The 13645-nt window shown below is 64.0% G+C and carries 12 protein-coding genes; 3 read left to right on the forward strand and 9 right to left on the reverse strand.

Annotated elements, in window-relative coordinates; genetic code table 11:
• Positions 1-19: 19 nt before the first annotated feature.
• The 8 genes from HLH35_RS00110 to HLH35_RS00145 all read right to left on the reverse strand — a co-directional run bounded on the left by HLH35_RS00110 (position 20) and on the right by HLH35_RS00145 (position 7271).
• Positions 20-304, reverse strand: coding sequence for an MSMEG_0570 family nitrogen starvation response protein (locus tag HLH35_RS00110; RefSeq protein ID WP_182977229.1), 285 nt, complete (start codon positions 302-304; stop codon positions 20-22).
• Positions 297-1466, reverse strand: coding sequence for an MSMEG_0565 family glycosyltransferase (locus HLH35_RS00115; protein ID WP_182977230.1), 1170 nt, complete (start codon positions 1464-1466; stop codon positions 297-299). Before HLH35_RS00115 ends, HLH35_RS00110 begins: the two co-directional genes overlap by 8 nt.
• Complete coding sequence (locus HLH35_RS00120) at positions 1463-2434, reverse strand: sll0787 family AIR synthase-like protein (RefSeq protein WP_182977231.1); 972 nt, start codon at positions 2432-2434, stop codon at positions 1463-1465. The genes HLH35_RS00115 and HLH35_RS00120 overlap by 4 nt, the downstream gene beginning before the upstream one ends.
• Positions 2434-2985 (reverse strand): MSMEG_0567/Sll0786 family nitrogen starvation N-acetyltransferase, encoded by a 552-nt coding sequence (locus HLH35_RS00125; protein WP_408870074.1) that lies wholly within the window; start codon positions 2983-2985, stop codon positions 2434-2436. The genes HLH35_RS00120 and HLH35_RS00125 overlap by 1 nt, the downstream gene beginning before the upstream one ends.
• Positions 2986-2993: 8 nt before the next feature.
• Positions 2994-4103 carry an MSMEG_0568 family radical SAM protein gene (locus HLH35_RS00130; protein ID WP_182977233.1) on the reverse strand — a complete coding sequence of 370 codons (1110 nt, stop codon included), beginning with the start codon at positions 4101-4103 and terminating at the stop codon, positions 2994-2996.
• Entirely contained in the window at positions 4100-5068 is a 969-nt protein-coding gene (locus HLH35_RS00135) for a Nit6803 family nitrilase (protein ID WP_182977234.1), read from the reverse strand. The genes HLH35_RS00130 and HLH35_RS00135 overlap by 4 nt, the downstream gene beginning before the upstream one ends.
• Positions 5069-5096: 28 nt before the next feature.
• Complete coding sequence (locus HLH35_RS00140) at positions 5097-5579, reverse strand: MSMEG_0572/Sll0783 family nitrogen starvation response protein (RefSeq protein ID WP_182968415.1); 483 nt, start codon at positions 5577-5579, stop codon at positions 5097-5099.
• Positions 5580-5867: 288 nt separating this feature from the next.
• Complete coding sequence (locus HLH35_RS00145; protein WP_182977235.1) at positions 5868-7271, reverse strand: aminotransferase-like domain-containing protein; 1404 nt, start codon at positions 7269-7271, stop codon at positions 5868-5870.
• Between the two features lie 177 nt (positions 7272-7448).
• Here HLH35_RS00145 and mtnK point away from each other — a divergent pair, with 177 nt between their 5' ends.
• The 3 genes from mtnK to HLH35_RS00160 all read left to right on the forward strand — a co-directional run bounded on the left by mtnK (position 7449) and on the right by HLH35_RS00160 (position 11063).
• Positions 7449-8699, forward strand: coding sequence for an S-methyl-5-thioribose kinase (gene mtnK / locus HLH35_RS00150; protein ID WP_182977236.1), 1251 nt, complete (start codon positions 7449-7451; stop codon positions 8697-8699).
• 41 nt (positions 8700-8740) lie between these two features.
• Complete coding sequence (locus HLH35_RS00155; RefSeq protein WP_182977237.1) at positions 8741-9349, forward strand: CPBP family glutamic-type intramembrane protease; 609 nt, start codon at positions 8741-8743, stop codon at positions 9347-9349.
• Positions 9350-9440: 91 nt separating this feature from the next.
• Positions 9441-11063 (forward strand): ABC-F family ATP-binding cassette domain-containing protein, encoded by a 1623-nt coding sequence (locus HLH35_RS00160; RefSeq protein WP_182977238.1) that lies wholly within the window; start codon positions 9441-9443, stop codon positions 11061-11063.
• 39 nt (positions 11064-11102) lie between these two features.
• On the opposite strand, the gene HLH35_RS00165 is transcribed toward HLH35_RS00160, so the two are convergent.
• Positions 11103-13490, reverse strand: coding sequence for a TonB-dependent siderophore receptor (locus HLH35_RS00165; protein ID WP_182977239.1), 2388 nt, complete (start codon positions 13488-13490; stop codon positions 11103-11105).
• Positions 13491-13645 lie beyond the last annotated feature (155 nt).

The raw sequence follows: 13645 nt of genomic DNA on the forward strand, positions 1-13645 counted from the left end.
GATATTCCGCAAAGGGATTTCAGTGGAACGACAGGACACGCACCCGCGCGCCCCCTGAATCGGCAAAACGCCCGCACATTTCGCGAATCACCTGCAACTGGCCGAGCGCGCGACTGCACGCAAACCCGTACCGGGCCTGCACCCGCGCACTGGCCTCCGTCAGGGCCGCCTCCGCCCGGGCGAGGAAATCCGCGACCGGATACTCCGTCCCGACCACAAGGTGATCGCGCACGACCAGAGACGGCGAATAACAGTCGCTCTCCGTCTCGTCCGGCCATCGGACACGAAAGATCATTTCAGGCATGGATCGAACGCTCCTGAAGCGCACTGGACCCGGGCAGCGCCGCCAGGCGCCGGTATGCGGGAATGTGCCGCGCGGCGACGCCGTGCCAGCAGAAGCGGCGCGCAACCGCGGGGCCGATGGCCCGGAAACGCTCGCGCCCGCCGGGGCTCAGCGCGTCGTGCAGGGCACGGATAAGGGTGTCGGGCCGGTGCGGCACACACCACAGGGCCTCATCACCACGCAGATGCTCGGTAAAGGGCGCTGCGTCGGGCACGATGATCGGCGTGCCGCAGGCCAGCGCCTCGACCGGGCACAGCCCGAACCCTTCGCTGCGCGAGGGATAGGCCAGCACCGCCGCCTGCCGGTAGAAGGCCGCCATGTCGGCATCCGCCACTGGCCCCGTCACCGTCACGGCCTCCGCCTGCCCGCTGGCCGCCAGACGATCCGCAAAAGCCGCGCGATAATCGGAATGATCCAGCAGCGACGCACCGCCGGCGATGACAAGATGCACATCCGGGCGCACCGCGCGCAGGCGCAGAAAGGCCTCCAGCAGGGCAAGCGTATTCTTCCGCCGCTCGATCCCGCCGACCGACAGAATCAGATGCCGCTCCGGCGGCAGCCCATGGCGCGCCCGCAACGAACCGTCCCGCTCACCCTCATCGGGCAAAAACCGCAGCGAATCGACCCCATTGCCGACAACCGGCGCTACACGCCCCCATTCCGCAAGCAGGGTGCTTTCCCACAGCGCGCTGACGGTCAACAGCTCCGCCGCCGCCCGCAGCCCCCGCGCCTGACGCATCGCCAGACCGGGATCGGAAAAATGGTCGAGATGATGAACGGTGCGCGCAAAACCGGGAATGCACCCTTCCGCCACCAGATCCGCCAGCGCATTGGCACTGATCGGGTCCTGGGCATGGAATACATCGTACCGCGCCCCCCGCAGCGCCTCACGCATGGCGCCATAATGCAGCTCGACCCGCGCGGAAAGATCGCGCACCTCCGGCACCGCAATGCAGCGCACGTCACAACGCGGCGCGCGGAAGAAACCCGCCCCGCCGGCATCGGGCGCGATCAGCGTTGCCTCATGCCCGGCGTCGCACAGCGCCTCGGCCAGCGCCATGCCATGCACCACGCCCCCGCGCGGGTTGGTCGAATGGGTGAGGATAGCAATGGAAAGCGTCATGGCGCACACCCGATCAGCGGCCCGTGCCCCAGATCCCAGAACGTCTCGCGCGCCCCATCCCACAGCGCATCCAGCCTCCCCGATCCGTCACAGGAGCCGATGATGGCGGCGGCAATGCCCCGCGCCCGGAACCGGGCAAGAACGGCCTCCGCATCCGCCGGCCGCGCGGTCAGAAGATAACCATAGCTGGGAAAGGCCCCGAGCCAGCGCTCCAGAGGCGCCCCCTCCGGCCGGGGAATGGCCTCCAGATCGATCGTGATCCCGATCCGCGAGCATTCCGCCAGCATCAGGGCGGTGCCGAGAATCCCCGCCATGCTGATATCCTTGCCCGCCCGACTGAGCCCCGCCTCCGCGATCTCCGGCAGCAATTCCAGGTCGGCCCGCAGCCGCGCGGCATCCGCGCTCGTCCCCAGTCCGGAACTCGCATCCCAGAACGGGTGCGGATCATGCCAGCGCCCCCGCAGGTCGATGGCCGCAACCAGCACCTCGCCCGGCCGGGCATCGAAACTGGTCAGCAGCCACCGGGCCCGCCCGAGAATGGCAACCGACAGCGAACAATGCGCGCTGCCGAGATTGGTATGCCCGCCCACAACCGGGATGCCATAGGCCCGCGCACCGTCGCGCAGCCCATGCAGGATCGGCGCGGCGCTCTCGGCGGTCTCACCCCACAGCGTATCGACAACCGCGATCGGGCGCCCGCCCATGGCCGCGATGTCGCTGGCATTGACCATGACGCCGCAATAGCCGGCGAACCACGGCATGGCGCGCACGAACCCGTCCTGAAATCCCTCACTGGCGAACAGAAGATAGCCATCCCCATCCGGAATGGCCGCGCAATCGTCACCCAGCGCACTGGCATCCCCGGCCCGATAGCCCAGGGCGGCGACCGTGCCGGCAATATCGCGTTTCGCCGCCAGCGCGCGACTGCTCCGCAACCCATGCAGCATCCCGGCGAGGGCGCCCATCATCACGCACTCCGCCGCAGGACGGGCTGAGGACGCAGCAACCATGTCTGCGCCCGCCCATGCGCCGGATAGCGCGACAGATCGGCCTCCATCTCATGATGCGGCAGGCCATGCAGGGTGATGGTGCCCAGGCTCCTCCAGTGCAGGCGCCGAAAGAACAGCACATTCTGCTCCTGCACCTGCGCCAGAAAGCGCCGCGCCCCGAGCCCGTGCGCGGTGCAGACCGCCATGCGGATCAACTCCGCCCCGATCCGCCCCAGCTTTCGATGCTCCGCATGCACGGCCAGCCGCGAACCGCGCCAGAGGCCGGGCTCGGCCTCATGAATGCGCACGGCGCCGACAATCCGGTCCGGCATCCCGGCCACGCAGCACGAGGCGATGATGGGCATGGCATGCGCATCGACCGCATCACGGTCGTCATCCGCAAAAACCCCCTGCTCCCGACAGAAGATTTCCCGCCGCACGGCATAATGGCCGGCCCGCTCCCATTTCGATCGCGCCAGACGCACGATATATTCCGTCGGGATAAAGGGGCGATCATCCACATCATCCATGGCCGGCCTCATTGCTCATACGCCGAGAGCGACGAACAGGCGCCGCACCGGCCACACCCCGCGCGGATATCGCTCGATTTCATGTTCGCTTCACGCAGCATGCGGCCCAGCGGGGCCAGGACCGATTTCATGAAATCGGACGATGGCGGCGCATGCTCTTCCAGCGGCGTGCCCGAAATCGGCACGAACGGCACCACGAACGGATAGACCCCCAGCGCAATCAGCCGCCGGGCCAGCGCCAGGATCTCTTCAGCCGTATCCCCCAGCCCGGCCAGCAGATAGGTATTCACCTGCCCGCGCCCGAAGACGGGCACCGCACTGGCAAAGGCCTCCAGATAGCGATCGACGCTGACGGTCGCCTTGCCGGGCATGATCCGTTCCCGCACCGCCTGGGTCGCGGCCTCCAGATGCATGCCCAGACTGTCCGCCCCGGCATCGCGCAGCCGCCCGAACCACGCATGGTCACGCGGAGGCTCGCACTGCACCTGAATCGGCAGATCGACCGCCGCCTTGATCGCACGGACGGACTCCGCCAGCACGGCGGCCCCCCGATCCACGATATTGGGCGTGCCGGTCGTCAGCACCATGTCGCGCACATGGTCCAGCTCCACCGCCGCCTTCGCCACTTCGGCAAGCTGCGCCGGGCTCTTGTAGGCAATGGTGCGCCCGGCCTCCAGCGACTGGCCGATGGCACAGAACTGGCACGCTGTCCGCCGGTCGGCATAGCGGATACAGGTCTGGTGCACGGTGGTCGCCAGCGTGTCGCGCCCATGCAGCAGCGCGATCTTCCAGTAGGGAATACCCTCCGCCGTCTCCAGCCCATAAAAACGCGGCGGTGCCGGAAAACGGATCGGGCCCAGAGCCTGCCCATCGCGTACCAGCATGCTGGTACCGTCGGCAGTCGGCACGCTCGCCTGAAAAGGCGAGCGCCGCGCATCGGCCGTATAGACCGGAACCATCACGGTCTGCCCGGCGATGGTAATCGCCTTGTGGTCCGACGGCCCCGCCCCACCCTTGCGGGCGACGCCCCCGCCCTGCTCGCCGATCTGCAACCCGAAGGATTGCAGGTCGGTGATCAATTGCCGTCCGGCAACGGTGCCGATTGTGGGAACACTCATGGCAGAATCTCCATCCCACCCAATTCCGCACCCGGGCCATACGCATGCACGGTGCGGGCCGGGCGCCGATCGACCAGAAGGCTGAGCAGTTCGGGCCGCGCATAATGGCCCACCGAGTCCATCATCCGCTTGCGCTTGGTGATCAGCGCGAAATCCAGATCGGCGATCACCATCCCCTCGCCCTCGGTCAGAGGCGTGCCGAGCAGCTTGCCTTCCGGCGAGACAATGGCAGTGAAACAGCCACCCCGCAGCGGGCCTTCCAGCGCCGGATCGCCCGCAACCTGGCTGATCTGCTCATCGGTCAGCCAGCCGGTGGCATTGACGACGAAACAGCCGGATTCCAGCGCATGATGCCGGATCGTGACCTCCATCTGGTCGGCAAAGATCTGCCCGACCAGCGATCCCGGAAACTGCGCGCAGTGGATTTCCTCGTGCTGCGTCATCAGCGCGTAGCGCGCCAGCGGATTGTAATGCTCCCAGCAGGCCAGCGCCCCGATGCGCCCCACCGCACTGTCCACCACTTTCAGCCCCGCGCCATCGCCCTGCCCCCAGACCATGCGCTCGTGATAGGTCGGGGTGATCTTGCGGCGCCGGAGCAGGATCTCGCCCGTGGCATCGAAGATGATCTGCGTGTTGTAAAGCGTGCCATGATCGCGCTCGTTCACGCCCAGCACGACCACCATCCCGGTCTCGCGCGCGGCCTCGGCCACCATGCCGGTCACCGGACCCGGAATGACGACCGCGCGTTCGTAAAGCGCCAGATGCTCGCCGCCGAAACGAAAGGCCGGCTGGATGAACGAGAAATAGGGATAATAAGGCACGAAGGTTTCAGGAAAGACCGCCAGATTCACGCCCCGTTCCGCGGCGTCGCGAATGCTCTGGCAGACTTTCCGCGCGGTCCCCGATCCGTCATCGCCCAGAACAGGCGAAATCTGGATGGCCGCCGCACGAACGATGCGTGACATGAAGGCTGTCCTTCCCGCAATCGGATGCTCAGAGCGTCCAGGTATCCAGAATGAAGGCGTTATCCCGCCGGTGCAGCAGCACCAGATCCAGCACGTCCTGCGGATTGATGGGCGTGATCCCCGGAATCAGCGACGGCTCGCCATGGCCATACAGCGCCTGGAGCGCGAACCGGCAGGCATAGACCTTGCCGCCTTCCTCGATGATTTTCGAAATCTGCTTGTTGCAGTTCATATGGCCGGGAAAGGCTTCATCCCCCAGACGCGGAAAGCCACGCTGGATGCCAAGCGTCACACCGGGCCCATAAAGCAGGACGGAGGTCTCGAACCCCTTCCGGATCAGCCGCGTCGCCTGCAAGAGATTGACGAACCCGATCGAGCCCTCGAACGCAACGGTATGGAAGGTCACCAGCGCCTTCTCACCCGGATTGGCTTTGACGTCCTCGAAAACCTTGTTTTCGTAATCGACGAAGATATCGCCATCCTTATGGGGGGCGTGTTCGACTTTCGGCATGATGGATCTCCCGTATGGATCACTATCCGGCGGCACAAGGCAGGCCGCCCTGACGGGAGAAGTCGTGGCATGGGATCAGGCGGGAGGTAAAATTTTGTATGTATCTCGCCTTCAATACAATGAAGACAATCACCCCGACGCACCCCACAGCGCCGATTTCAATTCCATACAATATGATATCCGGCAGGGTACAATAGGCTCCCTCCCTCACAACCCATTGTTATACCTCACTTTATAAATCACGAACTCGTGAACGCCCTGCACCTTTATCTGATACCGGTCGGCCTCTCACACGATATCCGCAAATCCCGGCGACCGCTTATGCTGCAACACCGACACGACCCCGCGCAGGGAGTCTTCAAGGCTCGCGGCATCCGGCGCACTCCCCAGCGCAACTCGCGCCCGCTGCGGCGGCTCGCCGCTGATCGTGAACACCGTGCTGGGCACCAGCGCCAGCCCCCGGCGACGGGCATAGGCCACGAAATCCGTGCTGCCCCACCAGTCCGGCAATTTCAGCCAGACATGCGGCCCATCGGGATTCATGCAGTGCCCATCTCCCAGAATCCTGCAGGCAATGGACTGGCGCAGCCGAAGCTCGTTCCGGATCGCATGCAGGATCTGCTCCGCCTCCCCCGTCTGCATCCAGCGCGCGGTCAGCGCACTGAGCAGCCCCGCATTGGTCAGCGCAATCGCCCGGATCGCGGCGGTGACCCGGCGCGTCATGTCCGTGCCCGGCAACGCCACATAGGCCGTACGCAGGCCTGGGCTGAGCGTCTTGGCCAGCGTGGCAACATAGAAGACGCGCCCATGGTCCAGCGCCGCCAGCGCCGGCGGAGGGTTGTCCATCAGCAGGCTGTAAGGATCGTCCTCCACCACATGCAGATGATGCAATTGGGCGACGGAGAGGATATCCCGGCGCCGTTGCAGCGACATGGTCGCCGTAGTCGGATTGTGGATGGTGGGAATGCAATAAAGCAGCCGCGGATGATGCTGCGCGCAGACCCGGTCGAGTTGCTCCGGCATCATCCCCTCGACATCGCTGTCCACCCCCACCAGGATCAGCCCGAACTGCGCGGCGATGGTGCGAATGCCCGGATAGGCGATCCGATCCGTCACGATCACATCGCCGGGTTGCGTCAGCGTGGTGACGATGGCCGCCAGCGCGCTCTGCGCCCCCGGTGCCACCAGCACCTCATCCACCCGGCGCGGCCCGACCACCGGCGCGATCCATTTCGCCCCAAGCTGACGTTCCTCCATCGTGCCGCCGGTCACGCGGTACGACATCAGGCTGTTCAGATCCTGCTGCTTCAGCAGCACCGCGATATCGGCCTGGATCATCTTCTGCAGCGGCGGGTCCTGCGGTACCGGCGGCAAATTCATGGTCAGGTCGATCACCGCCGGCCCCGTATGCCGCCAGTGGCTTTCCCCCGCGCCGACGCGGATAAACGTCCCCCGCCCCACCGTGGCGTCGATCAGTCCCCGCCGCCGCGCCTCGGTAAAGGCGCGGGTCACGGTGGTCAGATTGGTGCCCAGATACTCCGCGATCGTCCGCTGGGGCGGCAGCCGGTCCCCCTCCCGTAGATCCCCCTTGCGGATGGACAGCGCCAGCGCATCGACCAGCGTGAGATAGATCGCCCCCGCATTGCGATCGACCCGTTCTTTCCAGTGCGCGAGATAGGACGGGTCAGACATCGGGCGAGCAACTTTCGTATGGAACCAATGGGCAGACATGTCTCCATACAATACCGGCAATCCCTCCGCGACATTGTATGCATCATGCCACCGCAAGAACCATCGCCGTCCCCCAAGCCGTTTCCGGCCCGGCATGCTACCCTCCTCCACCGACGACCCGGTTACGAGACACAGAGCATGACCCAACCCGCCTCTCCCGCCGCCTACCGCACACTGGACCCGGCCGGCATCCGCGCCTTTCTCGCCGCCCAACCCGCCCTTGCGGCGCGCCTGGGCGGCCAGCCGGACGCGTGGCGGGTGCGCGAGGTCAGCGACGGCAACCTCAACAATGTGTTCCTGGTCGACGGCCCGGCCGGCGGCGTCTGCTTCAAGCAGTCCCTGCCCCATGTCCGGGTCGACCCCAACTGGAAGATGCCGCTGGACCGCACGGCGTTCGAGGCCGCCTATCTGCGCGCCGTCCGCCCCCATGTCGGCGACCTGACGACCGAATTGCTGCATTTCGACCCCGACCGGTTCGTGCTGGTGGTCGAAAGCCTGGACGGCCACGTGGTGCTGCGCCACGGGCTCATGCAAGGCGGCGACTGGCCCGACGCGGCCGCCGCCATCGGCCGTTTCGTCGCCCGCGCCACCTTCCCGACCTCGCCGCTGGCCCTGAAATTCGAGGATGCGTCGACCCTGCTGGCCCCCTTCGCCCGCAACCACACGCTCACCCGCATCACCGTCGACCTGGTGCTGACCGATCCCTACCACGCCCACCCGCGCAATCACTGGCTCAGCCCGGAACTGGATGCCACGGTGGCCGCCCTGCGCGCCGATCCGGCGGTGCGCCGACGGGTGGGACAGATGCAGACCCGTTTCCTCACCTGCCAGCAGGCCCTGCTGCACGGCGACCTGCACACCGGCTCGGTCATGGTCTCAGGCAGCGACACCCGCGTCATCGACGGCGAATTCGCCCTCCCCGGCCCGATCGGCTTCGATTGCGGCCTGTTCATCGGCAACCTGCTGATGCACCTGTTCGCAACCCTCACGCCCGAGGGCCGAGCCCGGGCGCTCCGCGACATCGACCAATTCTGGACCCATTTCCGGCAGGATTTCATCACCCTCTGGACCAACGCCGTCACACACGGCCAATCCGGCGACGCCTACGCCGCCCCCCTGTTCCGCGACGATCCCGCATCCCTGCGCCAGGTGCAGACCCAGTTCCTCGACGACATCGAAACCGACACGATCGCCTTCGCCGCACTCGAGATCATCCGCCGAATCACCGGCTATGCCCACGTCGCGGACTTCGACCTCATCGCGGACCGCACCGCCCGCGCGGCAAGACAGGAAGCCGCCCTGCGCCTGGCCCGCGACCTGCTGGCACATCCCGAACGCACGCCCACCATCGCGGCGCTCAACATGATCGCCGGCGATCGCGCCTGCTGAATGAAGGCACGCCCCGAAATGTGCTTCCCGACAGGTCCCGAATGACAACCGGCTTCTCCGCAACGGTCCGCCGCGCCACGCAGATCCTCACGGCACCGAAATCCGACCGGCCTCTCTTCGGGCAGACATCGACATTGGCGCACAGGCAGCCAAACGCGCGAATAGGCTATTCCCTTGCAATCAGGATGGCTCTTATCGATTTCGTCTTGAGTTCATTATGCTACGTCCTGTCAGGACAGCCGGTTACCGATCCCCACCCAAATCGACAGATAGATCTCACCGAGTTATTAATCGTATTGTTCGTGGATGTACTTTTTGTTGCCCCCCTACTTGAAACATCCATATTCCATTTTCTCTATAAACTCATATTCTCCCAACTCGGAAAACTGACGAACAGAACAAGGCTGATATTCTACATCATTCTGTCGGATCTCATTTTTTTCGTTCTGCATCTCCCCAAGAGGAGCCACGGTATTTTCATCTATCACTCTTTCTACCAGGCCCTTGTCATCGGACTGGTATCCGGCAGTATTTTCAGCCTCACCTATTACAGATCAGTCAATGAATACCATTTCCGCCCCTACCTCACGACGGCCCTCTGCCACGCTCTCGTCAACGGACTGCTGGTCATCGGGCTTACTCTTGTCTAGGCCCTGCCGTGCCACCCACGGTTTACGGCACGCAAGGGCTGCGCAATAAGGGCGCTCCCGCTCCGCCCCTCCCTTCGGCATCTGAGGCCCCATGATCCGTCTCGACACTATCAGCAAGCATAACGGCCATCGCGTCATCTTCATCGAGGCCTCGGCGGCGCTGCAGAAAGGCGAGAAAATCGGGCTGGTCGGCCCGAACGGCGCGGGCAAGACGACGCTGTTCCGGCTGATCACCGGCCAGGAAGAACCCGATGAAGGCCATATCCTGACCGATCGCGGGGTCACGGTCGGCTTCTTCAACCAGGATGTGGGCGAGATGTCGGGCCGTAGCGCGGTCGCCGAGGTCATGAACGGGGCCGGCCCGGTGGCCGAAATCGGGGCGGAACTGGCCGAGCTGGAAACGGCGATGGCCGACCCGGAGCGGTTCGACGAGCTGGACACCATCCTCGAACGGTTCGGCGAGGTCCAGGCCCGCTTCGAGGAACTGGGCGGCTACGCGCTGGACGGGCGTGCGCGCGAGGTCCTGCACGGGCTGGGCTTCAGCCAGGAAATGATGGACGGCGATGTCGGCCGCCTGTCGGGCGGATGGAAGATGCGCGTGGCGCTGGCCCGCATCCTGCTGATGAAGCCGGACGTGATGCTGCTCGACGAACCGAGCAACCATCTCGATCTGGAAAGCCTGATCTGGCTGGAGCAGTTCCTGGCCGGCTATGACGGCGCCCTGCTGATGACCTCGCACGATCGCGCCTTCATGAACCGCATCATCAACAAGGTGATCGAGATCGACGGCGGCGTCCTGACCAGCTTCTCGGGCGATTACGAATTCTATGAGCAGCAGCGCGCCCTGAACGAAAAGCAGCAGCAGGCGCAGTTCGACCGCCAGCAGGCGATGCTGGCCAAGGAAGTCGCCTTCATCGAACGCTTCAAGGCCCGCGCCTCCCACGCCGCACAGGTGCAGAGCCGGGTCAAGAAACTGGACAAGATCGACCGCGTCGAGCCGCCGAAGCGCCGCCAGACGCTCGCCTTCACCTTCCCGCAGGCCCCCCGGTCAGGCGACGCGGTCGTCAATCTGCGCGGCGTGGACAAGACATATGGCAGCCGGGTGATCTATCAGGATCTCGACCTGCTGATCCGTCGGCAGGAGCGCTGCTGCGTGCTCGGTGTCAACGGCGCAGGCAAATCGACGCTCTTGAAGCTGGTCACCGGCACCACCGAACCCGATGCCGGCACGGTCACCCTCGGCGGCAGCGTCAAGATGGGCTATTTCGCCCAGCACGCCATGGACCTGCTGGACGGCGACCGCACGATCTTCGAAACCCTGAACGACGCCTTTCCCCTCGCCCCCCAGGGCTCGCTCCGGGCGCTGGCCGGCGGTTTCGGCTTCTCGGGCGATGATGTCGACAAACTCTGCCGCGTGCTCTCCGGCGGCGAAAAGGCCCGTCTGGTCCTGGCCCTGATGCTCTACGATCCCCCGAACTTCCTGGTGCTCGACGAACCGACCAACCATCTCGACATCGCGACCAAGGAAATGCTGATCACCGCCCTGGCCGATTATGACGGCACCATGCTGTTCGTCTCGCACGACCGTCATTTCCTGGCCGCCCTGTCCAACCGCGTCCTGGAACTGACACCGGAAGGCATCCATCGCTACGACGGCGGCTATACCGAATATGTCGCCCGCACCGGCCGCGAAGCGCCAGGCCTGCATGCCTGACGCTTTACCCACAGGCGAATGACAGCCACAGACCGGCTATCAGAACTCCGCCGACAAGGTGAAGTGGTAGACGCGCGGCAGGCCCGCATACAGGGTTGATGCCGCGCCCGATGTGCCACTCGGCGCACCCGTATAAACCGATGCCCAATACCGTTCGTTGGTCACATTGCTGACGCCGAAACGCGCGACCCACGGAAACCGGGCGACATGGAAGGCATAACGTGTGCCCAGTTCCAGCGTCGTGTACGATCCGGTATGCAGCGTGTTGGTCACGTTGGCCGCGCGGTTACCCATATAATGGATACCGGCATTGAAGGCCCAGCCCGACGCGAAGGCGCCCAATGAAGCCGGCAGGCGGTAATCCAGCAACAGACTGGCCTGCAACGGCGCCGCGCCCACAATCTCCTTGTCATTATAGGCGGCGGTCCTGCTGTCGACCAGTTCCGCATCCAGCCAGGTCATGCCGGCAAGAACCGAGAGGTTCGGCAGCACTTCACCCGAAACCTGGGCTTCCACCCCATAATTGCGCTGCGTTCCGCCATATGTGTAGGTCTGGCACGTCGTGCCGCCTGCGCAGGAACCATTCGCCGCCGCAACATACATCGCATAAGGCGAGGTCATACGGAAACCAGCGACGTTGAGCTGCATTTTCTGATAACGCAGTTTATAGCCGACTTCATACTCTTCCGAATGCGCAATCGGCAATGCGATGTTGGTATTGGTATAATATTGGCTGTTCGGCGTCACCGGCCCCGCTTCAACCGACCGTCCATAGGTAAAATAGAAGGTCTGGTTATCGGTCGGTTTATACATCAGGCTGGTGGTCGGGCTGAAAGCCGCATCGGCCGAAAAGGTCTTTTTCAGCGCACTGGTTGCATTCAGCGCCCCCGCCTGATCGATCCAGCTCCAGGCCAGCGTACCCATGATCGACCAATGTCTGTTGATCGTCAGCGTATCGCCCACGATAAAGGACTGGCTGGTAATGGTGCTGGATTTGTAACGCCCCTGATAATAAGGCTGCGTGCCATTCGTGGGCGCGGCACCATACATATTGTATGTTCCCAGGCTCTGCGCAGGCGTTACCGCACTTGTCGGGTTATAATTTCCCATCATGTAGCCGTTGGTGCCGATGACCAGATCATGCCGGATCGGCCCGGTATAAACACGGCCATTGAAATACGCCATGTTGCTCCCGACGCGGAAATCGTTTGCCGTCGTCGTTGCAGTGGCCTTCGAAGAATAGAACCCATCCGTTCCATCAGTCGCGGTCAGCGTATCGCTGATACCAAAGGACTGCCGCATGGCGTCCTGGTAGAGGCCGCCCAGCGTAAAGCTCCAATCCTCGTTGATCTGGTGCCTGACCTTGGCGAGGAACGTATTGGTCTCCATGTTATAGCCGCTCCAGTCAGGAGCCAGCCGCTTGCCCAGATCCGGTGCCTCGGGCAACTGCCCGCCAATGCCGGTGGGGTTGGCGGCGGTGCCGGCAGGAATCCCGAACCCCGGTGCCAGGCCGCGCGCGGCGTAGGTATAATGGCTGGCGTCAATTTCGATAACCGTCCTGTCGTCCAGGTGGATATCGAAATCGGCGCTGACCATTTCGCGCCGTATCCAGCTTCCCGGTGCGTAGGCCGTGCCATCGGCATGCAGCATGTTCAGGCGGTAGCCAAACCAGCCATTCCTGCCGACACGACCGGAGATATCGCCATTGACGATGGGCGTGCCGATGGAATCCACACCGACCGAAAGCCGTTCGGTCCGCCGGTCGGTCGGGCGCTTGAGTGTATATTCAAAAACGCCGGCCGGATTTTCCGGCCCATACATCGCCCCGGCCAGACCGTTGAGCACCTGCAGGTTATCGACCCATTCAGCCGGATAAGGGGTGGTGGACACCACATTCAGCCCGTCAAGGCGGGAATTGGCGACCACATCGGCCTCGAACCCGCGCGACTGCGGGCGGGACGTATTGGGGTCGCCCCGGATTTCCAGCTGAACCGAGGGCAGATACTGCGCCATGTCATTGATGTTGCGGATCTGCTGATTGACCACAACGTCATGCGGAACACCCATGATGGAATAAGGCGTATCCAGCGTGTCCCGATTGCCCAGCGGCCCGAGATAGACGCTCTTGTTCATATATTTGGCGGCCGTGCCGTCCGCCGCATGATGACCATGAACGGTCACGGTTTCGCCGTTGGAACCGTCCAATATCCCCGCAATCGGGGCTGTGGTGGCCGATGTTCCGGCAGGCGACGTTTTGGCGGCCCGTGTTCCGGCAGCCGGCGTCCTGGCGGGGGGCGTTTTTACGGCGGTCTGGCTGCCAGTCCTGCCCTGCTGTGTGGAGGCAGGCGGTGCGGCCAGCGCCGAAGTGGCCAGCAGAGAGGCGCCAAACGTGCCGGCGATGAACAGGGCATGAAAACGATGAGGCATGGATCTGGCGCATCCGGACTATGAACAAAGAACGTGAGACGCGTCTTTTTTGCCCGCCCTGAGATGGGGCTGTCTATATATCCCCATACATAGATCTGTATATGGGTGAATATAATCACAGACTGTTGCCGGAATAATACAGTTCCGGCGAAGCC

Origin of the sequence: Gluconacetobacter asukensis, assembly GCF_014174375.1 — a bacterium.
Lineage (GTDB): Bacteria > Pseudomonadota > Alphaproteobacteria > Acetobacterales > Acetobacteraceae > Gluconacetobacter > Gluconacetobacter asukensis.

Excerpts from the sequence above, each read along its gene's own strand:
- HLH35_RS00155 (WP_182977237.1), top strand. The coding sequence starts at position 8,741 with ATGACAACCGGCTTCTCCGCAACGGTCCGCCGCGCCACGCAGATCCTC.
- HLH35_RS00165 (WP_182977239.1), bottom strand. The coding sequence starts at position 13,490 with ATGCCTCATCGTTTTCATGCCCTGTTCATCGCCGGCACGTTTGGCGCC.
- HLH35_RS00115 (WP_182977230.1), bottom strand. The coding sequence starts at position 1,466 with ATGACGCTTTCCATTGCTATCCTCACCCATTCGACCAACCCGCGCGGG.
- HLH35_RS00135 (WP_182977234.1), bottom strand. The coding sequence starts at position 5,068 with ATGTCACGCATCGTTCGTGCGGCGGCCATCCAGATTTCGCCTGTTCTG.
- HLH35_RS00125 (WP_408870074.1), bottom strand. The coding sequence starts at position 2,985 with ATGGATGATGTGGATGATCGCCCCTTTATCCCGACGGAATATATCGTG.
- HLH35_RS00130 (WP_182977233.1), bottom strand. The coding sequence starts at position 4,103 with ATGAGTGTTCCCACAATCGGCACCGTTGCCGGACGGCAATTGATCACC.
- HLH35_RS00120 (WP_182977231.1), bottom strand. The coding sequence starts at position 2,434 with ATGATGGGCGCCCTCGCCGGGATGCTGCATGGGTTGCGGAGCAGTCGC.
- HLH35_RS00145 (WP_182977235.1), bottom strand. The coding sequence starts at position 7,271 with ATGTCTGACCCGTCCTATCTCGCGCACTGGAAAGAACGGGTCGATCGC.
- HLH35_RS00110 (WP_182977229.1), bottom strand. The coding sequence starts at position 304 with ATGCCTGAAATGATCTTTCGTGTCCGATGGCCGGACGAGACGGAGAGC.
- HLH35_RS00140 (WP_182968415.1), bottom strand. The coding sequence starts at position 5,579 with ATGCCGAAAGTCGAACACGCCCCCCATAAGGATGGCGATATCTTCGTC.
- HLH35_RS00160 (WP_182977238.1), top strand. The coding sequence starts at position 9,441 with ATGATCCGTCTCGACACTATCAGCAAGCATAACGGCCATCGCGTCATC.
- mtnK (WP_182977236.1), top strand. The coding sequence starts at position 7,449 with ATGACCCAACCCGCCTCTCCCGCCGCCTACCGCACACTGGACCCGGCC.